This window comes from Polaromonas sp., from assembly GCF_010365105.1.
GTDB lineage: Bacteria > Pseudomonadota > Gammaproteobacteria > Burkholderiales > Burkholderiaceae_C > Polaromonas.
Genome location: NZ_JAAFGZ010000034.1, coordinates 1 through 20,031 on the forward strand (window position 1 = coordinate 1; position 20,031 = coordinate 20,031).

Annotated in this window: 13 protein-coding genes and 2 tRNA genes; 5 read left to right on the top strand and 10 right to left on the bottom strand. The window is 64.9% G+C overall.

The window, feature by feature from the left end; all coding sequences use genetic code 11:
* Both GZ092_RS17475 and GZ092_RS17480 read left to right on the top strand, forming a co-directional pair.
* A tRNA-Glu gene (locus tag GZ092_RS17475) sits at window positions 1-76 on the top strand.
* 80 nt (window positions 77-156) lie between these two features.
* Window positions 157-233 (top strand) — tRNA-Asp (locus GZ092_RS17480).
* Between the two features lie 44 nt (window positions 234-277).
* Here the strand turns inward: GZ092_RS17480 and GZ092_RS17485 are convergent.
* The 3 genes from GZ092_RS17485 to GZ092_RS17495 form a co-directional block, all read right to left on the bottom strand.
* The gene (locus GZ092_RS17485; protein ID WP_293638280.1) at window positions 278-1,282 is read right to left on the bottom strand and encodes an SWIM zinc finger family protein; all 1,005 of its coding nucleotides are present in this window, start codon (window positions 1,280-1,282) and stop codon (window positions 278-280) included.
* Between the two features lie 19 nt (window positions 1,283-1,301).
* Window positions 1,302-4,010 carry a DEAD/DEAH box helicase gene (locus GZ092_RS17490; protein ID WP_293638281.1) on the bottom strand — a complete coding sequence of 903 codons (2,709 nt, stop codon included), beginning with the start codon at window positions 4,008-4,010 and terminating at the stop codon, window positions 1,302-1,304.
* A gap of 85 nt (window positions 4,011-4,095) precedes the next feature.
* On the bottom strand, window positions 4,096-4,518 hold the full coding sequence (locus tag GZ092_RS17495) for a potassium channel family protein (protein ID WP_293638282.1): 423 nt from the start codon (window positions 4,516-4,518) through the stop codon (window positions 4,096-4,098).
* Between the two features lie 69 nt (window positions 4,519-4,587).
* On the opposite strand from GZ092_RS17495, the gene GZ092_RS17500 reads away from it, so the two are divergent.
* Window positions 4,588-5,247, top strand: coding sequence for a DUF1345 domain-containing protein (locus GZ092_RS17500; RefSeq protein ID WP_293638283.1), 660 nt, complete (start codon window positions 4,588-4,590; stop codon window positions 5,245-5,247).
* A 1-nt stretch (window position 5,248) separates the two neighbouring features.
* On the opposite strand, the gene GZ092_RS17505 is transcribed toward GZ092_RS17500, so the two are convergent.
* The 7 genes from GZ092_RS17505 to GZ092_RS17535 all read right to left on the bottom strand — a co-directional run bounded on the left by GZ092_RS17505 (window position 5,249) and on the right by GZ092_RS17535 (window position 16,990).
* Window positions 5,249-6,157: an EamA family transporter gene (locus GZ092_RS17505; protein WP_293638318.1), complete on the bottom strand. Its 909-nt coding sequence runs from the start codon at window positions 6,155-6,157 to the stop codon at window positions 5,249-5,251.
* A gap of 41 nt (window positions 6,158-6,198) precedes the next feature.
* Window positions 6,199-6,723 (bottom strand): methylated-DNA--[protein]-cysteine S-methyltransferase, encoded by a 525-nt coding sequence (locus GZ092_RS17510; RefSeq protein ID WP_293638285.1) that lies wholly within the window; start codon window positions 6,721-6,723, stop codon window positions 6,199-6,201.
* A 129-nt stretch (window positions 6,724-6,852) separates the two neighbouring features.
* Window positions 6,853-8,379, bottom strand: a complete 1,527-nt coding sequence (locus GZ092_RS17515; RefSeq protein ID WP_293638286.1) for a DNA-3-methyladenine glycosylase 2 family protein — start codon at window positions 8,377-8,379, stop codon at window positions 6,853-6,855.
* An 83-nt stretch (window positions 8,380-8,462) separates the two neighbouring features.
* The gene (malQ, locus tag GZ092_RS17520; RefSeq protein ID WP_293638287.1) at window positions 8,463-9,962 is read right to left on the bottom strand and encodes a 4-alpha-glucanotransferase; all 1,500 of its coding nucleotides are present in this window, start codon (window positions 9,960-9,962) and stop codon (window positions 8,463-8,465) included.
* A gap of 189 nt (window positions 9,963-10,151) precedes the next feature.
* Window positions 10,152-12,272: a glycogen debranching protein GlgX gene (glgX, locus tag GZ092_RS17525; protein ID WP_293638289.1), complete on the bottom strand. Its 2,121-nt coding sequence runs from the start codon at window positions 12,270-12,272 to the stop codon at window positions 10,152-10,154.
* Complete coding sequence (gene glgB / locus GZ092_RS17530; protein WP_293638290.1) at window positions 12,269-14,458, bottom strand: 1,4-alpha-glucan branching protein GlgB; 2,190 nt, start codon at window positions 14,456-14,458, stop codon at window positions 12,269-12,271. Before glgB ends, glgX begins: the two co-directional genes overlap by 4 nt.
* 99 nt (window positions 14,459-14,557) lie before the next feature.
* Window positions 14,558-16,990, bottom strand: a complete 2,433-nt coding sequence (locus tag GZ092_RS17535; RefSeq protein ID WP_293638291.1) for a glycogen/starch/alpha-glucan phosphorylase — start codon at window positions 16,988-16,990, stop codon at window positions 14,558-14,560.
* Window positions 16,991-17,247: 257 nt separating this feature from the next.
* On the opposite strand from GZ092_RS17535, the gene glgC reads away from it, so the two are divergent.
* Both glgC and glgA read left to right on the top strand, forming a co-directional pair.
* Window positions 17,248-18,516: a glucose-1-phosphate adenylyltransferase gene (glgC, locus tag GZ092_RS17540; RefSeq protein ID WP_293638293.1), complete on the top strand. Its 1,269-nt coding sequence runs from the start codon at window positions 17,248-17,250 to the stop codon at window positions 18,514-18,516.
* Window positions 18,513-19,997 carry a glycogen synthase GlgA gene (glgA, locus tag GZ092_RS17545; RefSeq protein WP_293638295.1) on the top strand — a complete coding sequence of 495 codons (1,485 nt, stop codon included), beginning with the start codon at window positions 18,513-18,515 and terminating at the stop codon, window positions 19,995-19,997. The genes glgC and glgA overlap by 4 nt, the downstream gene beginning before the upstream one ends.
* Window positions 19,998-20,031 lie beyond the last annotated feature (34 nt).

Genomic DNA, 20,031 nt, shown 5'->3' on the forward strand with positions numbered 1-20,031 from the left:
GACCCCATCGTCTAGAGGCCTAGGACACTACCCTTTCACGGTAGGTACCGGGGTTCGAATCCCCGTAGGGTCGCCAAATTTCCTTGCCGCAAGGCGAAGAAAAGAAGCACAAGTTTGTCAGGCACTTGGCTCGCAAGAGTGAACGCCCGGCTACCAGGAGTGGTAGTTCAGTTGGTTAGAATACCGGCCTGTCACGCCGGGGGTCGCGGGTTCGAGTCCCGTCCGCTCCGCCAGTCATTTGAAAAGCCGCTGCAAACCATGGGTTGCAGCGGCTTTTTCATGTGCGATTGGCTTTTACCTTGGCCGGATGCGCGCGCTTTTTGGCAACTGGGCTGGTTTTTGGCGTTGCCGGTGAAGTCGCCACCTGTGTTGCGGCAATAGCGACTTTGCTGGTTGAGGCTTTTTTCAGTTTTTCCGGCGGTTCAGCAAGCACCTGGCCGGCAGCCGTTTTTTTATCAATGGCCGTTTTTGCCGCCAGCGTCGTTTTCCGTGGTGCTGGAGGGGCCGGTTTCATGGCTTTCTTTGCAGCAACCCTGACGGTTGCAGGTTTGACAGGCGGTGCAGCGTCGGTCATTTCGATACCGAACATATCCCCCAGCAGCGCGTCGTCGAGCACCTTACCCGGCGCCATGCGCTTGGTCGAAGGCTTCAGGCCCACTTCTGCTTGCTGGACCAGTTCCTTGGCATCCACCCGGCGCAGGCTGAAAAGCACTTCCGGCTGTTGGTCAAGGCGGGTGCCTATGCCATACAACACGGCGGCGACATGCTTGCACATGGATGCGTAATCCGGGCAACTGCAGTCGAAGGTGATTTCTTTGGGTGAGGGGAAAAGCCCGGTGCCCCGCTTGCAGATGCGCTCCATCACCGCATTCGACAGCTTGCCCTGCAGCAACTCGACCAGCGAATCAATCGAGCCCGAACAATCGGTGCAGATGGTTTTCCACTGCTTTTCAGGAACGGCCGTCACGCTGACAGAGACTTTGTACAGGCTGGAGCCCATCACCTGCGCCCGGACCTCGCCGGGCGTGACCTGCAGGTCAATCACCGAACCGTTGCGCACATAGCTGCTGCCACGCGGCAAACGATTGGCGTAATCGCTGTAGTTCGCGAGGTTGTCGCACCAGGCCTTGCCCCAGAAGGTCTTGGCAAAGGCGCCGCGAAAAGGCGCAATCGGCGTCAAGAGGGCACCGGCTTTTTTCGCCTTGGCGGCGGCTTTTTCGGCTTTCGCGCGCCGCTCGGCGATTGGCATATAAGCTGGCCATCCGTAGTTGTCATCACTCATTTTTTCTCCTCCTTGGCGATCAGTTTTCCTGCGCGGCGTGAATGTCGAGCCTGACCAGATCTAGCAATTCGCGGTCGCTCATCTCGGTCAGCAGCAGTTCGGCGCCGCCTTCCAGCACATCCCGGACCAGTTGCTGCTTGGATTCAATCAGCTGGTCGATGCGGTCTTCCACCGTGCCCCGGCAGATGAATTTATGGACCAGCACGTTGCGCTGCTGGCCGATGCGAAAGGCGCGGTCGGTGGCCTGGTTTTCCACGGCCGGGTTCCACCAGCGGTCAAAGTGAATCACATGCGACGCCGCCGTCAGGTTCAGGCCCGCACCGCCGGCCTTGAGCGACAGCACGAAAAACGGCGTCTGCTCGTCTTCCTGAAAGCGCCTGACCAGTTCGCGGCGCTTGGCCACCGGCGTGCCGCCATGCAGCACCAAACCTTCGCGGCCAAAGATGCTGCCCAGGAAAGCGGCCAGCGGCTCGGTGGTTTCGCGGAACTGGGTGAAGACCAGCACTTTTTCCTGTTTGGCGGCGATCACCTCGGCCAGCTCCTTCAGGCGGGCGAACTTGCCGCTGTCGGGCGCTTTCCAGGCGCCGTCGCCCAGCCATTGCGAAGGATGGTTGCAGATCTGCTTGAAGCGCATCAAAAAGGACAGCACCACACCCTTGCGGCCTATGCCTTCGGCGTCTTCGAGCGCATCGGACAGGTCTCGCACCGACTGCTGGTAGAGCGCTGCCTGTACCGGACTCAGCAGGCACCAGGCCTTGAGTTCGGTCTTGTCGGGCAGGTCGCTGATCACCCGCTTGTCGGTCTTCAGGCGACGCAGGATGTAAGGCTGGACCAGCGCGCGCAAGGGGCCGAAATGCTCGGCTGCGGCCAGCCGCCTGGTGAACCTGGCAAACACCTTGTCCGTGCCCAGCAGGCCGGGATGGGTGAAGTCGAAAATCGACCACAAATCGGACAGGCGGTTTTCGACCGGCGTTCCGGTCAGGGCAATGCGCGACTGCGCCTTGATGTTCTTGACCTGCCGCGTTTGTTTGGCGCCCGGATTCTTGATCGCCTGCGCCTCGTCAATGACGGCCAGCCGCCAGTCAAAATCCTGCAGCACCGGCTGGCGCAGCAACGAGCCGTAGCTGGTGATGACCAGATCAACGTCCTCCAGTCGCGCAGCATCCAGCGCCTTGAAATCGGCAGGTAGCATGGCCGACGGGTGGGCCACCAGCAGGCGCAGGCCCGGAGCGAAGCGCTCGGCCTCGGCCGCCCAGTTGGCCAGCAGCGAGGCCGGCGCGACCAGCAGGCTGGGGCGTTGCGGGCCGGCATTTTCGCGCTTGAGCACCAGCAGCAGCGCCAGCACCTGAATCGTCTTGCCCAGCCCCATGTCGTCGGCCAGGCAAGCCCCGAGACCGAGCCGGGTCAGCAGGTACAGCCAGCGCACCCCGGCTTGCTGGTAGGGCCGCAAGGTGGCCTGGAGTTCCGGCCCGGGATCGACCTGCGCCAGGCCCTCCGGACGCCGCAGCCCGGCCAGGGTGTCGGCCAGCCACGGGCCGGCGGCCAGTTCCGACCAGTCGGCGTCCAGCGGCTGGCCGCTTTCGTCAAGCGAAGCGCCGGCCAGCAGCCGCATGGCCTGGGCAAAGGGCAGGCCGTTTTCGGCGGCTGCTTCAATCGCCTTGAAGCGCGCCAGCAGGCGGCCGATGGCCTTGTGATCGACCTCGACCCAGCGTCCGCGAATGAACTGCAGGCCATCGCCGCGCTGCAGCAGCGCCTCAATTTCAGCATCGTTCAGGTCCTCGCCGTCAAGGCAGACCTGCATGCTGAAGTCCAGCAGCGCATCCTGGCCCAGCAGCGACGGCGGGCGCGTGCCGACACTGGCCTTGACCACCGGGCGCAGCGGTTTGCCCGCTTTCCAGACCTTCGGCGTTCGCACGATGATGCCGGCGGCTTCCAGTTGCGGCAGGTCGGACAGGAATCGAAAGGCGTCCAGCGCGGTCCAGCGCAGCGGATGGTAAATGTCGCCGGCCTCGACCATCTCGCGCAGCCAGCCGCAGTGTTCGGCCGCGCGCTGCACCGGCAGCAGCAGCGACAGCAGTTGTGCCCGGCTCTTGCCGCCCGAAAACTCCGCCAGCGCTTGCGACAGTGGCTGGTGCTGTGCCGAGCCGTGGGCCGACAGGCGCGCGGTGTAGGTGGCCAGGAAGGCGAAGGGCGCTTCAGGGTCCTTGCGGTTTTCCGCCAGGTTGAAATGCACGCGGCCGACCAGGTTCCAGGCCGGGTGGCGCGATTTGAGAAAGGCCTGCAGCGGCAACCCGGCCGCTGCCAGTTCCTGCTTCAGGGCGGCGTCCATCTCGTTCCACAACTCAGCCAGCCCTTCGGCGGTCACATACTCGGCGCCGGTCATGGGCGGCAGGTCGGCGATCAGGGCGTCAAACGCTGCGGCATCGGGCGTGTCAAGCTCGATCCTGGCGTTCTCGGGCACGGCGCACAGGGCGGTCACATAGCGCGTTGCCACGGCGCGCCACCAGGCCCAGGCCGGCGGCAGGGCCTGGCCGACGAGCCTGGTTCCCAGCAGCAGCAGGCCATGCCCGCTGCCCAGCGCAAAAGCGTCATGCAGTTCCTGTCTGACCTGCGGCGCCAGCGGCGGCGCATCGTCCTGGGCCGTAGCCAGCAGGTGGCCACGAGGCGTCAACTGCGGCGCCAGCTTATCCAGGTGATCCAGCTTATCGGGGGCGTTCAGTGCGTCCATTGTTCAATCGGTTGAATGGCCCGTCGAGAAGGCGTGGGATTGGGATGAAAAACCCTTGTTTTCCGGGAATATCCGCCTTTATCCATCAGGGCTGGCCGGATTTTTCGCGCTGGATTTCGACGCGCAGCGCCTGGACTTCCTCGCGCAGCTGCCTGATCTCGTGCATCAGTTCGTGCTCGATCCGCAGTTCTTCGCCTTCCTCGACATCCTTCTCGACGAAGATCGCCGCCAGCGAAGCCGTGGCCAGCGAGAGCACGGCCAGCCCCAGAAGCACCACGATGACGGCGAACATGCGCGACGCATGCGTGCTGGGCACCACATCGCCATAACCCACCGTGGCCGCCGTGGTGAATGCAAGCCACAGGCCTTCGGCCATCGTATGCACACCCGGGTCCAGCATCCAGAAGCCAAAGCCGCCCAGCAGCAGGATCACACCGCACAGGACCAGCGAATAAAACACTCCCTGGCGGGCGATATGGACTTTTCTGGGATGTTTCTTGAACGACATGGGCAGCCTGGGTCTGGCGAATGGGAATATCGATTATTGTCCGCTGCTGCGGGGCTGCACAATGGCGCCATGCGTCACCATCTTTCGGAAACCACCGGCCCGCAGCGACTGATGTACGGCCTGCTTGCGGGCCTGGCAAGTGCTGCGCTGCCGCTGCCGCTGGTCTGGCAGTTTCGCGGACTGCTGGGCTGGAGCATCGGCGTGGCGGTTTACCTGGCGCTGGCATGGTGGCTTTGCGAGCGCTTCGATGCCCAGCAAACCCGCGAGCGGGCGCAGGCGCAGGACGAACCCAGCGTGGTGCTGTTTTTGCTGATGCTGCTGGCCACGATGGCCTGCGTGGCCGCCATCGTGGTCATGATGCAGCAGGGCAAAGCATTCTCTGGGACGACGCGTGCGCTTCATCTCGCGCTGTCGGTGGTGGCGCTGATCGCCTCGTGGCTGTTCATCCAGACGATTTTTGCGTTTCGCTATGCCCATCGTTATTACCAGGAGGAAAAGCTGAAAGAGCCCGATGGACCGGGCCTGCAGTTTCCGGGCGGGCAGGACCCGGACTATTTTGATTTTCTGTACTACGCGCATGTGGTCGGCATGACTTCGCAGGTGTCCGACGTGCAGGTCACCTCGCGCGAGATGCGCCGGCTCACGCTGGTGCACAGTGTGCTGTCGTTCGGCTTCAACATGCTGGTGCTGGCGCTCAGCATCAACGTGGTGGCCGGCGTGTTGCAATAGCTCAGCGCAGCAAGGCGCGCTGGCGTCCTGGCTGGAGCAGGCCGGTGGACAGCGCCGTGCCGCAAACAATGACTGCAGCGCAGCCCACCATCCACGGCGTGACCGATTCGCCCAGAAACAGCACGCCGTAGAACACTGCAAACACAGGAACCACAAACGTCACCGACAGCGCGCGCGCCGGGCCGGCGTTTTCAATCAGCCTGAAAAACAGGATGTAGGCAATGCCGGTGCAGACCACGCCGACCGCCAGCAGCGCCAGCCAGGCCGAAGCACCCGGCATGCGCGCCGGCCACAGCCACAAGGCCGGCAGCAACAAGCCCAGCGTGGCGCCTATCTGGCTGCCGGCAGCCGTCACCAGCGGCGGCAAGCCGGAAAGATAGCGTTTGGTGTAGCTGGCCGAAATACCGTAGCAAACACAGGCCAGCAGGCACGCCAGCACGGCCCAGCCCGGCGCCACGCCCGAAGCGTTGGGCTTGAAGCTGGCCTGGTCCCACGCCAGCAGCGCGACGCCGGCGAAGCCGATGACCAGCCCTGCGATACGCCAGGCGGTTGGTTTGTCCTTGAGCCAGAGCCAGGCAATCAGCGCGCCGAACATCGGCACGGTGGCATTCAGGATCGAGGCCAGTCCGGTGCTGATGGACAGCAGCGCAAACGAAAAGCAGGCAAACGGAATACCCGAATTGAGCAGGCCGATGAAAAAAATCCGCTTCCAGTGTTTCTGCAGCACGGGCAGCAAGCCGCGCAGCCAGACCAGCGGCAGTAAAAACAGCGCCGCTATCGTCACCCGTACGGCGGCGGTCGGCAGCGGTCCAAACTCGACGGCGCCCAGGCGCATGAAGAGAAAGGACGAACCCCAGATGGCCGCCAGCAGCACGAAGTCGGACAGCCAGCTCTTGCCTGCTTTGGCCATGCCGGCCGCGGCGGGTGCTTGCAGGGCAGAAGGCCGGGCACTCAAAGCAGACTCTCCGCCAGTGCGCCTTCAAGCCGGAGCAAGGCGGTCTTGCGGTCCAGCCCGCCGGCGTAGCCGGTCAGCGCGCCACTGCTGCCCGTCACCCGGTGGCAGGGCACGATGATGCTGACCGGGTTTCGCCCGATGGCGCCGCCCACCGCCCGCACGGCTGCCGGCTTGCCGATGCGCCGGCTGATTTCGCCGTAGCTGGTGACTTCGCCCTGGGGAATGTCGAGCAGCGCCTGCCACACCGATTGCTGGAACGCGGTGCCGCAGCCCAGGTCCAGCGGCAGCTCGAACTGGCTGCGCCGGCCGGCGAAATATTCGCCAAGCTGCTCGCTGGCTTGCTGCAGAACCGGATGATTTACGTCTTCGGGCCAGGCTGCCGTGCCCGTCAGTTCAGGCGGCAGGTAGCGCTGGTTTTCGGCAAACCAGAGTCCGGCCAGTCCTCTGTCCGTGGCCGCGATGACGATGGGCCCGAGCGGGCTGGGAACGGTGGTTTGAACGGTGGAGGTGTCGAATTTCATGAGGGTCTCCTGGGGCGTGTCTCTGGTTTGCTTGCGGGCTTGCGGGCGGGGGAAATCGCCAAAATTCATGATGTTTTAAGGGCTTTGCGCAGACTGCACGGGCGCTGGCAGCTATTGGTTTGATAGCGTTTATGGTTTTTCCGGTGACGGCGGCATGGGCGGCGCTGCCACCAGCAAGCCGCTCCAGGCGCGAATGACGGCGTAGCTGCGCCATGGTTTCCAGGCCAGCGAAGCCTTTTCGGCTTCCCGGGCCGGCGCCTTGAGTGCCTGCACGCCCAGCATTTTATGCAGCGCCACATCGCCGGCCGGAAACGCATCGGGCCAGCGCAGCGCGCGCAGGGCGATGTACTGCGCGGTCCAGTCGCCAATGCCGGGCAGTTCCTTCAGCTGGGCAATCGTTGCGTTGACATCGGCGCCGCCGTTCAGTTCCAGCCGCCTGTCGGCCACCCCCCGGGCAATGCCGACGATGGCCGCCTGGCGCTGCCTGACGATGCCCAGCTGGCCCAGCGCATCGCTGCTGGCATCGGCCAGCACGGCGGGCGCGGGAAACAGCCGGGTCAACAGCGGCCACGGCGTTTTAACCGGTTCGCCGAATCGGTCCACCAGGCGCTGCGCCAGTGTTCGCGCCGCCGCCACGGTGACCTGCTGGCCCAGCACCGCCCGCACGGCCAGCTCAAATCCGTCGAGCGCGCCGGGAACGCGCAGCCCGTCGCCACCGGGAAAGCTGGCGTGCAGCACGCTGTTGATGGCCGCCGGGTCGGCGTCCAGGTCAAACAGCCCGCGCACCCGGCGGATCACCAGCGGCAGCACCTCGCGCAGCGAATCACTCACCTGCAAGACCAGCTGGCTGCGCGCCTCGTCAAAACGGGCGAGCAGCCAGCCAGCGTGTGCTTTTCCGCCCGATTCGATGCCAAATGTTCTTCCTACGCATGTTTGATCGGCATCAGTAGCTATGAATTCAATAGCGTTGATGCAGTGCCTTTCGATAAATGCCAGCATGGCCGGCACGTCGTAAGGCGGGCGGTAGCCCAGGCGTACGGTGATGCCTTCAGGCTGCGGCCGGGCTTGCTGCCGCCGCATCTGGCTTGGATTGAGCCGGTAATGCTGCACGAACGCGGCATTGAAACGGCGCACGCTGGCAAAGCCGCTGACCAGCGCCACCTGCGTGACGGGCATGTCGGTATCGGCCAGCAACTGCTTGGCCGTCAGCAGGCGCCGGGTTTGAAGGTACTGCAATGGCGATACGCCAAACTGGGCCTCGAAGATTCGCCGCAGATGGCGGCTGCTGACGCCCAGGCGCGCGGCCAGCTTTTCGATCGACGCGGCTTCATCGGTCCAGCTGTCCGGTGCATCCAGAAGGCGGGCGGCCTGGTGCGCCAGGATGAACGACGCATCCTGGATCGACCAATGCACCGAATGCGGCGCCAGCTCGGGCCGGCAGCGCAGGCAGGGCCGGAAACCCGCGCTTTCGGCCTGCGCTGCATGGCTGAAGAAACGGCAGTTCTTGCGCAGCGGTGTCTTGACATTGCACACCGGCCGGCAGTAGATGCCGGTCGATAGCACGCCGGTGAAGAAGCGGCCGTCAAAACGCGCGTCCTTCGCCTTCAGCGCGAGGTAGCAGTCGTCGTCGGCGAGCCGGGTGTTTTGCGTCGTCATGCGGCGATGATACGGCGCGCACGGGATGGCGACTGGCCGTTTCCGGACCTGTCAACGCGCGGCTTGACGGCCCGGGCGGCCCGTCACCCGCGCCGGTAGAGGCTGCCAAACCGGGCCAGCTGCTCGGCATGCTCCGGCTGCACTTGCGCCCAGCTGAAGCGCCATTCCCAGTGGCTTTCGCCCTGGCCGGGCCGGTTCATCCGGTGTTCGCTGCCCAGGCCCAGCACGTCCTGCAAGGGATGGATCACCGTGTCGGCAACGCTGGCGCTGGCGGCGCGGATCAGTTGCCAGTGGATGTCGTGGCCGTCACCCGTTCCCAGGTAGTCGAGCACCTGTTGGCGCATCGCGGGCGAGGCCTCGGCCCACCAGCCTTGCGTGGTGTTGTTGTCGTGGGTGCCGGTGTACACGACGGTGTTGCTGTCGTAGTTGTGCGGCAGGTAGGCATTGGTGTTGTCGCCGTCCTCATTGAACGCAAACTGCAAAATCCGCATGCCGGGCAGGCTGAATTCATGGCGCAAGGCGTCCACGTCGGGCGTGATTTGCCCCAGGTCTTCGGCAATGATGGGCAACGCGCCCAGCGCCGCTTCAATCGCCTGGAACAGCGCCGCGCCGGGGCCGGGCACCCAGCGGCCCCGGATGGCGGTGGGTTCGCTGGCCGGGATTTCCCAGTAGCCGGCAAACCCCCGGAAATGGTCGATGCGCACGATGTCCACCAGCTCGAAAATGCGCCGCACGCGCTCGATCCACCAGGCGTAGCCTTCGGCCGCATGCGCGCTCCAGCGGTACAGCGGGTTGCCCCAGCGCTGGCCGGTGGCGCTGAAATAGTCGGGCGGCACGCCGGCAATCACCGTGGCCCGGCCGTCGGCATCCAGCTCGAACAGTTCCTGGCGTGCCCAGACCTCGGCGCTCTGGTAGGCGATGAAGATGGGCGCGTCGCCGACGATCTTCACGCCGCGTTCGTTGGCATGGGCGCGCAGCTTTTTCCATTGCCGGTAAAAACACCACTGGCTGAATTTCCAGAAGGCAATGCGTTCGGCCTGCGCGGCGCCGGCCTCTTGCAGGGCTTGCGGCGCGCGCCTGGCCAATGGCGCCGGCCAGTCGCTCCAGTCGCGCCCGCCATGCTGTTCATCCAGCGTCATGAACAGCGCGTAGTCTTCCAGCCAGCCGGCGTGGTGCAGGCAGAAGTCGGCAAAGTCTGCCTGGTCGGCGGCGCTGATGTGGCGTGCAAAGCAGGCGGCAGCTTTTTGCAGCCGCGCCATGCGCCACGGCACGACGGCGCCAAAGTCAACGCGGGCTTCGCTGAAGCGGGCGTCCGGCTGCAGGTCGGCGTCGTCCAGCCAGCCGTGCTGCTGCAATTCGGCCAGGTCGATCAGCAGCAGGTTGCCGGCAAAGGCCGAACTGCTCATGTAGGGCGAGTTGCCGGGGCCGATGCCGCCCAGCGGCAAAATCTGCCAGAGCGTTTGCTTTGCCGTGACCAGCCAGTCCACGAAGTGGAAAGCGGCCGGTCCCAGGTCGCCGCAGCCGTGCGGGCCGGGCAGGGAAGTCGGGTGCAGCAGCACGCCGCTGGCGCGGGGAAAGGTCATGGGGGTGGTCCCTTAAAAAATGCTGGCGGCGTATTCGTCGCGCATCGTGGCCAGCAAGCGGTTTTCAAGCATCAAACAGGCCACTTGCGCACGTCGGGTATGCGCAAGCAGCTATGAATTCAGTAGCAAATTCAATCATCAGTTTGCGGATTTACTGAAGGCCGTGAGGGAAGTCCAGAGGGATTTTTTCTAGCAACGCAGCTCGGTGCCGGCGGCGACCAGCAGCACCAGGCTGTGCGCGGCCAGCGCAAAGGGCGCCTCGCCCTGTCCCTGCCAGCGCGTCAGGCCGCGCGGATGGCTGGTGTCCAGCACCGCCTGCCAGACGCCGGCGGGCAGCAGCACGTCATGGGCTTCAACCTCCGGGTTGACCAGCAGCAGCAGCGGCGCCTTGGCCCGGCCCGGCTGGCCGATCAGGCAGCCGAGCAGCCGCTGGTCCGGATTGCCCCAGTCGTCGCCCTCCAGCGCTTCGCCGCTGGCTTGCCGCCAGTGCAGGTCGTGCAGGCCAAGCGTGTCGCTCAGCCCGCTGTACCAGTGGTTGCCAAACGGCAGCAGCTGGCGGCGCAGTGACAGCACCCAGGCGGTGAAGTCGATCAGGTCGTCGTCGGCTTTTGCCCAGTCGATCCAGGTGATCTCGTTGTCCTGGCAATACGGGTTGTTGTTGCCTTGCTGGCTGTGGCCGAGTTCGTCGCCCGCGCACAGCATCGGCGTACCCTGCGCCAGCAGCGTGGTGGCCAGCAGGGCGCGCTGCATGTGGCCACGCAGTTCGTTGATGTGTTCGTCGTCGGTCGGGCCTTCGGCGCCGCAGTTGTTGCTCAGGTTGTTGCCGTGGCCGTCGCGGTTGTCCTCGCCGTTGGCCTCGTTGTGGCGCTCGTTGTGGCTGACCAGATCCGCCAGGGTAAAGCCGTCGTGCGACACCAGGTAGTTGACCGAAGTGCTGGGCGGCCGCCCGCTGCCCTGGTAAAGATCAGCCGAGCCGCACAGGCGCTTGGCGAAGTCGCCTAGCGAGGTGGCCTGCTCGCCCGTCTGCAGCCAGAAGCTGCGCATGCCGTCGCGGAAATGGTCGTTCCACTCCAGCCAGCCTTTGGCAAAACCGCCCACCTGGTAGCCGCCGGGGCCGATGTCCCACGGCTCGGCAATCATCTTGACCGTTGAGAGCACCGGGTCCTGCGCCACGGCGGTGAAAAATGCGCCATCCCGCTCGAAGCCTTCGCTGCTCCGGCCCAGCACCGGCGCCAGGTCGAAGCGGAAACCATCGACATGCATGCTCTGCACCCAGTAGCGCAGGCTGTCCATCACCAGCTGCAGTACCCGGGGCTGGCGAATGTCCAGCGTGTTGCCGCAGCCGCTGTGGTTCTCGAAGCCGACCGGCGGCTCCGGGCTGAGGCGGTAGTAACTGGCATTGTCCAGGCCGCGAAAGCTGATGCACGGGCCGCCGCCATCGGCCTCAGCCGTGTGGTTGTACACCACGTCCAGAATGACTTCCAGGCCCTCGGCATGCAGCGCCTTGACCATGGCGCGGAATTCGTCGCGCGGATTCACGCCGCCCTGCTGCGACGCCAGCCGGGTGCTGGGCGCAAAGAAGGCCAGCGAGTTGTAGCCCCAGTAATTGCTCAAGCCCATGCCGGCCAGCCGCTCCTCGTCCAGCGCGTAATGCACCGGCAGCAGGCTGACGCTGGTCACGCCCAGGCGCTTGAGGTGCGCCAGCGACGCCGGATCGGCCAGGCCGGCATAACTGCCGCGCAAGGCTTCGGGTACCGCCGGGTTGCGCCTGGAAAAGCCCTTGACGTGGGCCTCGTAGAGCACCGTGTCAGGCAGCAGCACGCCGGGCGACTGGTCGCCTGACCAGTCAAAGCTGTCCTCCTGCACCACCCGTGCTTTCAGCGCCCATGGCGCGTTGTCGCGGCCGTCCATGGCAGGCGGCTGCTCGGGCGGTGTCTCCGGCGGGCTGGGGTGGACATAGGGAAAGTTTTCATCGCGCCATTCGAATATGCCCACCACTTCGCGGGCATAGGGGTCGAGCAGCAGCTTGTTCGGATTGAAATAGTGGCCGTGTTCGGGCTGCCACTCGCCTTGCGCGCGCAGGCCGTAGATCAGGCCCGGCGCGGCATTCGGCAGGTAGCCGTGCCAGATGTCGTCGGTGTGGCCGGGCAGGCATTCGCAGCGCGTTTGCAGCGTGCCGGCCTCATCAAACAGGCACAGCTCGATGGCCGAGGCATGGGCTGAAAAGACGGCAAAGTTCACGCCCTGGCCGTCCCAGTGGGCGCCCAGTGGCCAGGGCTTGCCGGGCAAAAGTTGGTCAATTGTGTTCATGCGGTCCATTCCAGAAAAACTGTGGCCAGCGGCGGTAGTGTCAGCAGGACGGAGTGCGGCTGGCCGTGCCAGGGCAGTGGCTCTGCCGTGGCGGCGCCCAGTGGCGTGCCGAGGTTGCTGCCGCCGTAATGGGCCGAGTCGGTGTTGAGCCGTTCGCGGTATTCGCCGGGCTCGGGCACGCCGATGCGGTAAGCGGTTTGCGCCGTGGGCGTGAAGTTGCAAGCCACCAGCATGAAGCTGCGTGCATCAAGGCCGCGCCGCACGAAGGCCAGCACCGAATGCGCTGCATCCTGATGGTCCATCCATTGAAAACCGGCGGGCACGAAGTCAAGCTGAAACAGCGCCGGCGCGCTTCGGTAGAGCCGGTTCAAATCGCGCACCAGCCGCTGCACGCCCACATGCCGTTCATCGTCCAGCAGATGCCAGTCCAGGCTGCGGTCGTGGTTCCATTCGCGGGCCTGCGCGAATTCGCAGCCCATGAACAGCAGCTTCTTGCCGGGGTGGCCCCACATGAAGCCCAGGTAGGCGCGCAGGTTGGCGTATTGCTGCCACGGGTCGCCCGGCATCTTGCCCAGCAGCGAGCCTTTGCCGTGAACGACCTCGTCGTGCGAGATCGGCAGCACGAAGTTTTCGCTGAAGGCGTAGCTCAGGCCGAAGGTCATCTCGTCCTGATGGTGCTGGCGATGCACCGGGTCGCGCGCGATGTACTGCAGCGTGTCGTGCATCCAGCCCATGTTCCATTTGTACTGAAAACCCAGCCCGCCGGCCGAGGTCGGGCGCGACACATTGGGAAACGAGGTCGATTCCTCGGCCATGGTGACGGCCTGCGGGCGCTCCTGCACGATCACCTCGTTCATGCGCTTCAAAAATTCGATGGTTTCTAGGTTTTCGCGCCCGCCGTGAATGTTCGGAATCCATTCGCCGGGCTGGCGGCTGTAGTCGCGGTAGAGCATGGAGGCCACCGCATCGACGCGCAGGCCATCGACGCCAAAGCGCTCCAGCCAGTACAGCGCATTGCCCACCAGGAAATTGCGCACCTCGGTGCGGCCCAGGTTGTAGATGAGGGTGTTCCAGTCCTTGTGAAAGCCTTCGCGCGGGTCGGCATATTCATACAGCGCCGTGCCGTCGAACTGGGCCAGCCCGTGCGCGTCGCTTGGAAAGTGCGCCGGCACCCAGTCGAGCAGCACGCCGATGCCTGCCTCATGGCAGCGCGCCATGAAGCGCACCAGCCCGTCGGCGTCGCCAAAGCGCGAGGTGGGCGCATACAGGCCAATCGGCTGGTAACCCCAGGAGCCGTCGAACGGATGCTCGCTGATGGGCAGCAGCTCCAGGTGCGTAAAGCCCATGTCCAGCGCGTAAGGGACGAGTTCGTCGGCGAATTCGTCCCAGGTCAGCCAGCGTTCTGCAGCGGTCGCCGGATCAGTGATGCGCCGCCACGAGCCCAGATGCACTTCGTAGATGCTGATGGGCGCATCCAGCGCATTGGCCTGAAGGCGCTCGCTGGACGCCGGCTGGCGCGACGGCATGCCCGCGACGACGCTGGCCGTGGCGGGCCGGAGTTCGGCCTGGCGCGCATACGGGTCGGCGCGCGCCGGCAGCACCTGGCCATCGGCGGCCAGGATTTCAAACTTGTACTTCGCGCCCATCGCCACGCCGGGCAAGAACAGTTCCCAGACGCCGCACTCGCGCCGCAGCCGCATCGGATGGCGCCGGCCGTCCCAGGCATTGAAGTCGCCCACCACGCTGATGCGCGCGGCATGCGGCGCCCACACGGCAAAGCTGGTGCCGTCCACGCCGTCCAGGCTGCGCGCGTTGGCACCCAGGATTTCATAAGGCCGAAGGTGCGTGCCTTCGCCGAGCAGCCAGACATCCATGTCGCCCAGCACCGGCCCGAAGCGGTAGGGGTCTTCGAGCACGGCGGTCTGGTAGTTGTCCCACTGCACCTGCAGGCAGTAAGCGTCGGGCGCCGGCAGCGCCAGCAGGCCTTCAAAAAATCCGTCGGGATGCAGCCGCTCCAGCGTGCCGACCGGATGGCCCGAATCGGCATCGAGCACCTCGACCCGCCGGGCGCCGGGCAAAAAAGCGCGGATCGACACGCCGCCATCGTCCGCATGCGGCCCCAGCACCGAGAACGGGTCGCTGTGGCGGGCGCTGCAAATCAGTTCAATATCTTGCGGGTTCAGCATGGAATGGTCCTCGGGTGCGGGCAAACCGTCATTCGCGCGAAGGCGGGAATGGCGCAGGTAGGGGCGCAGGGGGCGGGTGGCGCATCGGGGAAAGCGCGCTCATTGCGCGGCCGGCTCAATGTTCCAGATCTGGCGGGCGTATTCCCTTATCGTCCGGTCGGACGAAAACACGCCCATTCCCGCCACGTTGGCAATCGCCCGTTCGCACCACTGCGCAGGCTCGCGGTACAGCGCATCAACCCGCAACTGCGTCGCCACATACGACTCGTAATCGGCCAGCAGCAGGTAATGGTCGCCGCCCCACAGCAGCGAATCGACCAGCGCGCGGTAGCGCCCCGGCTCCTGCGGGCTGAACTGGTCGCCGGCAATCGCATCCAGCACATTTTTGAGGTCTGGCAGGCTTTCGTAATGGCGCAGGGGCTGGTAGCCGCTTTGCCGCAGCGCCTGCACTTCGGGCGTTTTCAGGCCAAAGATGAAGATGTTGTCATTGCCCACGTTCTGGCGGATTTCGATGTTGGCGCCGTCGTCGGTGCCAATGGTCAGCGCGCCGTTGAGGGCCAGTTTCATGTTGCCGGTGCCCGAGGCTTCGGTGCCGGCGGTGGAAATCTGCTCGGACAAATCAGCGCCCGGCATGATGACCTCGGCCACCGACACGCCGTAGTTCGGCACGAACACCAGTTTCAGCTTGTTGCCAATGCGCGGGTCGTGGTTGATGACGCTGCCGACATCGTGGATCAGCCGGATGATCGACTTGGCCGTGTGGTAGCTCGACGCCGCCTTGCCGGCGAAAATCACCGTGCGCGGCACCCAGTCGGCTTCAGGATTTGCCAATATGGCCTGGTAGCGCGTCACCACATGCAGCACGTTGAGCAGCTGGCGCTTGTACTCGTGGATGCGCTTGACCTGCACGTCGAACAAGGTGTCGGGGCTGACGACGATGCCGGTCGTCTTTTCGATGTAGGCGGCCAGCCGGGCCTTGTTGGCGCGCTTGATGGCCATGAACCGGCCCTGGAAATCGGCGTCGGCGCGGTAGTCGTCCAGCCGCTTGAGTTGGTCCAGGTCGAGCCGCCACTGCCTGCCCAGCGTGCTGTCCAGCAAGGTTGCAAGCTGCGGGTTGGCCTGCGCCAGCCAGCGCCGCGGCGTCACGCCGTTGGTCATGTTGGTGAAGCGCTCGGGCCACAGGTCGGCAAAGTCGGCAAAGATGGTCTGCACCAGCAAGTCCGAATGCAGCGCCGACACGCCATTGACCTGGTGGCTGCCCACCACCGACAGGTGCGCCATGCGCACGCGTCGCTCGCCGTGCTCGTCGATCAGCGACAGCCGCGCCAAAAACGCGTTGTCGCCAGGACGGTGGCGCGCCGCCATTTCGAGGAATTCCTTGTTGATGCGGAAGATGATTTCTAGGTGGCGCGGCAGCACATGCTGTATCAAGGCGACCGGCCAGGTTTCCAGCGCCTCGGGCATCAGGGTGTGGTTGGTGTACGAGAAGGTCTTGCCGCACAGCGCCCAGGCGTCGGCCCACGCCATGTGGTGCTCGTCGCACAGCAGCCGCATCAGCTCGGCCACGCCGATGGCCGGATGCGTGTCGTTCAGGTGAATGGCGACCTGCTCGGCCAGGTTGCCAAGGGTCGGGTGCTCGTCCAGGTGGCGCTTGACCAGGTCCTGAATCGACGCTGCAACAAAAAAATACTCTTGTTTCAAGCGCAACTCGCGGCCGGCCGGCGTGCTGTCATTCGGGTAGAGCACCCACGAGATGTTCTCGAATTCGTTCTTGGTGCTGGCAGCGCGCACATAGTCGCCGGTGTTGAAGGCGCTCAGGTCGATGTGCGCGGGCGCCACGGCCTTCCACAGCCGCAGCGTGCTGACATGTGTGGTGCCATGGCCGGGCACCACCATGTCGTAGGCTTTGGCGGCCACTTCGCCAGCGTGGCGCCAGACGGGCGTGCCGTTGAGGTGCTCGACCCAGCCGCCAAAGCGCACTGGGTAGCTGATGCCGGCGCGCGGAAACTCCCATGGCGTGCCGTCCTGCAGCCACGGGTCGGGGTATTCGATCTGCTCGCCATTCTGGATGTCCTGCGCGAACATGCCGTATTCATAACGGATGCCGTAGCCGAACGAGGGCAGGCCCAGCGTCGCCATCGAGTCGAGAAAGCATGCCGCCAGCCGGCCCAGGCCGCCGTTGCCCAGGGCTGCATCGGGCTCGCGGTCGGCCACGTCTTCTAGCGTCTGGGCGTGCTGGATCAAGCCCTGCGCGGCGCCGCTGGTCAGGTTGAGCGCGGCCAGTGCATTGGACAGCGTGCGGCCCATCAGGAACTCCATCGACAGGTACACCACCCGCCGCGCTTTTTCTGCCCGCTGGCGCGCCTGGGTTTCGACCCATCGCTGCGACAGCTGCTCGCGCGCCACTTGGGCTACCGCCTGCATCAGGTCGGTGGACGTGGCATCCTGGGAAGCCACGCCGACAGTACACAGCAAATTCGCTTCGATTTGCGCTGCCAGGGCATGTTTGGCGATGGGTGGGATTGAGTTCACGGCGGTATTCTTTCAGGTGCGGCAGACAGGCAGGGTTGACAGCAAGGAGCGGGCCATCTGCCAGTTTTTGCTGATTCTCGCATGTGAAAAAGGCCGCAGGCCCGACCTTGAGGGGAGCGGCGGGAACGCAATCAAGGGTGCCGGCCCACGGCGCAGCAGGCGGTTGGCGTACGGTTTTGTCTTGTCCAAAGCCTGTGTCGGCTCGGTTTGCAGTATTAAGATGGTGACGCCCTTCATCACTCCCATGCCAGGAAACAATGAAACCGAACGAACTAGCCCAAAGCCTTGATTTGCCGAAACGGGCGATTGCCCTGGTGCTGGCCGGCGGCCGTGGCAGCCGCCTGATGAACCTGACCGACAGCCGGGCCAAGCCGGCGGTGTATTTCGGCGGCAAGTTCCGCATCGTCGATTTCGCGCTGTCCAACTGCCTCAATTCAGGCATCCGGCGCATTGGCGTTATCACGCAGTACAAGTCGCACAGCCTGCTGCGCCACCTGCAGCGCGGCTGGGCCTTCCTGAAAACCGAGATGAACGAATTTGTCGATCTGCTGCCCGCCCAGCAGCGCAATGACGACGAGAGCTGGTACCGGGGAACGGCCGATGCGGTACACCAGAACTACGACATCCTGGAGAGCTACGGCGCCGATTACATCGTGGTGCTGGCCGGAGACCATATCTACAAGATGAACTACGCGCTGATGCTGGCCGACCATGTGGCCAAGGGCCGCGACTGCACCGTCGGCTGCATTGCCGTGCCCCGCCTTGAGGCCAGCGCTTTCGGCGTCATGGCGGTGGATGAAAACAGCATGGTGACCGAATTCCTTGAAAAACCCGCCGACCCGCCCGCCATGCCGGGCCGCCCCGACATGGCGCTGGCCAGCATGGGCATCTACATCTTCAACGCCGAATACCTCTACAAGGAGTTGGCGCGCGACATCAATGACCCCGATTCGAGCCACGATTTTGGCAAGGACATCATTCCGCGCGCCGTGAAGAACAGCCAGGTTGCTGCCCATCCGTTCGCGCTGAGCTGCGTGCCGTCCAGCGACGTGGCCGAGCCCTACTGGCGCGACGTGGGCACCATCGACGCCTATTGGGAGGCCAATATCGACCTCACCGCGACCGAACCCGAACTCAACCTGTACGACCAGCACTGGCCGATCTGGACCTACCAGGCGCAGCTGCCACCGGCCAAGTTCGTCCATAACCAAAAAGACCGGCGCGGCATGGCGATTGAATCGACCGTCTCGGGCGGCTGCATCGTGTCGGGCTATGTGTTCCGCTCGGTGCTGTTTTCCAGCGTGCGCGTGCATTCCCATGCCAGGGTCCACTGGTCGGTGCTGTTGCCCGGCGTGCAAGTGGGCTGCGGCGCCAGCCTGAACCGCGTGGTGGTGGACCGGGGCTGCAGCATTCCCGACGGCATGGTGATCGGCGAAGACGCCGAACTCGACAGCCAGCGCTTTCACCGCAGCCCGAACGGCATCACGCTGGTCACCCGGAGCATGCTGGACAAGATTGCCGCATGAAAGTCCTGCATGCCGCTGCCGAGGTGTTTCCGCTTATCAAGACCGGCGGCCTGGCCGATGTGGTCGGCGCGCTTCCTGAGGCCCTGATTGCTGTCGGTGCCGATGTCCGGCTGGTGCTGCCGGGCCTGCCCGACATCCTGAAAGGCGTTGAAGGCCAGCAGATTGTGTGCGAGCTGGGCGCCATTTTCGGCGCCGGCCGCGTCACGCTGCGCCTGGGCCGGCTGGCGCATAACGGCATCGCTGTCTATGTGATTGACGCGCCCTATCTTTACCAGCGGCCGGGTAATCCCTACCTGATGCCGGGTGGCAGCGAGTGGCCCGACAACCTGCAGCGCTTTGGCCTGCTGGGCTGGGTGGCTGCGCACCTTGCCGCTGGCGAGTTTGACCCTGACTGGACGCCCGATGTGCTCCACGCCCACGACTGGCATGCCGCCATGGCTTGCGCCTATGTCGCCTGCCATCCGGCCACCCGCGCAGCCACGGTCTTCACGGTTCACAACCTGGCCTACCAGGGCTTGTTTGACGAGGGCGACTTTCACCTGCTCGGCCTGCCGTCGCGCCTGATGGTGCCGGTCGGGCTCGAATTCCATGGCCAGCTGTCCTTCATGAAGGCCGGCCTGAAATATGCCCGGCGCATCACCACGGTCAGCCCGACCTATGCGCAAGAAATTGCCACCGATGCCTTTGGCTGCGGCCTGGACGGCGTGATTCGCGCCCGTGGAACGGACGTGTCCGGTATTTTGAACGGGGTGGACGGCGACATCTGGAACCCGGCCACCGATCTGCTGACCGCCGCGCCGTATTCGGCCGACCGGCTGGACGGCAAGGCGCTGTGCAAGGCGGCCCTGCAGCAAGAACTCGGCTTGAACGTCGATGCCGGCGCGCCGCTGTTTGCCGTCGTCAGCCGGCTGACGTCGCAAAAGGGGCTGGACCTGCTGCTTGACGCCTTGCCAGCGCTGCTCGATTTTCCGGCGGCGGGCGGCCCCCAGCTGGCCGTCCTGGGAAATGGCGATCCGGCGCTCGAAACCGCCTTTGCCCAGGCGGCGGCCGTGCATCCTGGCCGTGTGGCGGTACGGCTGGTGTATGACGAGGCGCTGGCGCACCGCATGATGGCCGGCGCCGATGCCATTTTGGTGCCGTCGCGTTTCGAGCCTTGCGGCCTGACCCAGCTTTACGCGCTGCGCTATGGCACGGTGCCGGTGGTGCGGCAGGTCGGCGGCCTGGCCGACACGGTGGTTGGCGCCACGCAGGCCACGATGCTGAACGACCAGGCCACCGGTTTCAGCTTCGGCCCGGCCACGCCCGCCGCCCTGGCGCAGGCGCTGCACCAGTCGGTCTCTGCCTACGGCCAGCCTGCGCTCTGGCGTCAAATGATGCTGCGCGGCATGGCGCAGAATTTTTCATGGGAAGCCGCCGCTGCGCAGTACATGTCCTTGTACCAGGACACCAGGGCGGCGTCTGCTAGCCAGGCGCGTGTATAAATAAGGTCCATCACGTCCGTTTGTCCCGCCGCTT

What these genes read in the sequence shown, in the direction of transcription:
- GZ092_RS17495 (WP_293638282.1), bottom strand. Translation starts at nt 4,518, where the DNA reads ATGTCGTTCAAGAAACATCCCAGAAAAGTCCATATCGCCCGCCAGGGA.
- GZ092_RS17500 (WP_293638283.1), top strand. Translation starts at nt 4,588, where the DNA reads ATGCGTCACCATCTTTCGGAAACCACCGGCCCGCAGCGACTGATGTAC.
- GZ092_RS17515 (WP_293638286.1), bottom strand. Translation starts at nt 8,379, where the DNA reads ATGACGACGCAAAACACCCGGCTCGCCGACGACGACTGCTACCTCGCG.
- GZ092_RS17490 (WP_293638281.1), bottom strand. Translation starts at nt 4,010, where the DNA reads ATGGACGCACTGAACGCCCCCGATAAGCTGGATCACCTGGATAAGCTG.
- glgC (WP_293638293.1), top strand. Translation starts at nt 17,248, where the DNA reads ATGAAACCGAACGAACTAGCCCAAAGCCTTGATTTGCCGAAACGGGCG.
- glgA (WP_293638295.1), top strand. Translation starts at nt 18,513, where the DNA reads ATGAAAGTCCTGCATGCCGCTGCCGAGGTGTTTCCGCTTATCAAGACC.
- malQ (WP_293638287.1), bottom strand. Translation starts at nt 9,962, where the DNA reads ATGACCTTTCCCCGCGCCAGCGGCGTGCTGCTGCACCCGACTTCCCTG.
- GZ092_RS17510 (WP_293638285.1), bottom strand. Translation starts at nt 6,723, where the DNA reads ATGAAATTCGACACCTCCACCGTTCAAACCACCGTTCCCAGCCCGCTC.
- GZ092_RS17505 (WP_293638318.1), bottom strand. Translation starts at nt 6,157, where the DNA reads ATGGCCAAAGCAGGCAAGAGCTGGCTGTCCGACTTCGTGCTGCTGGCG.
- glgB (WP_293638290.1), bottom strand. Translation starts at nt 14,458, where the DNA reads ATGCTGAACCCGCAAGATATTGAACTGATTTGCAGCGCCCGCCACAGC.
- glgX (WP_293638289.1), bottom strand. Translation starts at nt 12,272, where the DNA reads ATGAACACAATTGACCAACTTTTGCCCGGCAAGCCCTGGCCACTGGGC.
- GZ092_RS17485 (WP_293638280.1), bottom strand. Translation starts at nt 1,282, where the DNA reads ATGAGTGATGACAACTACGGATGGCCAGCTTATATGCCAATCGCCGAG.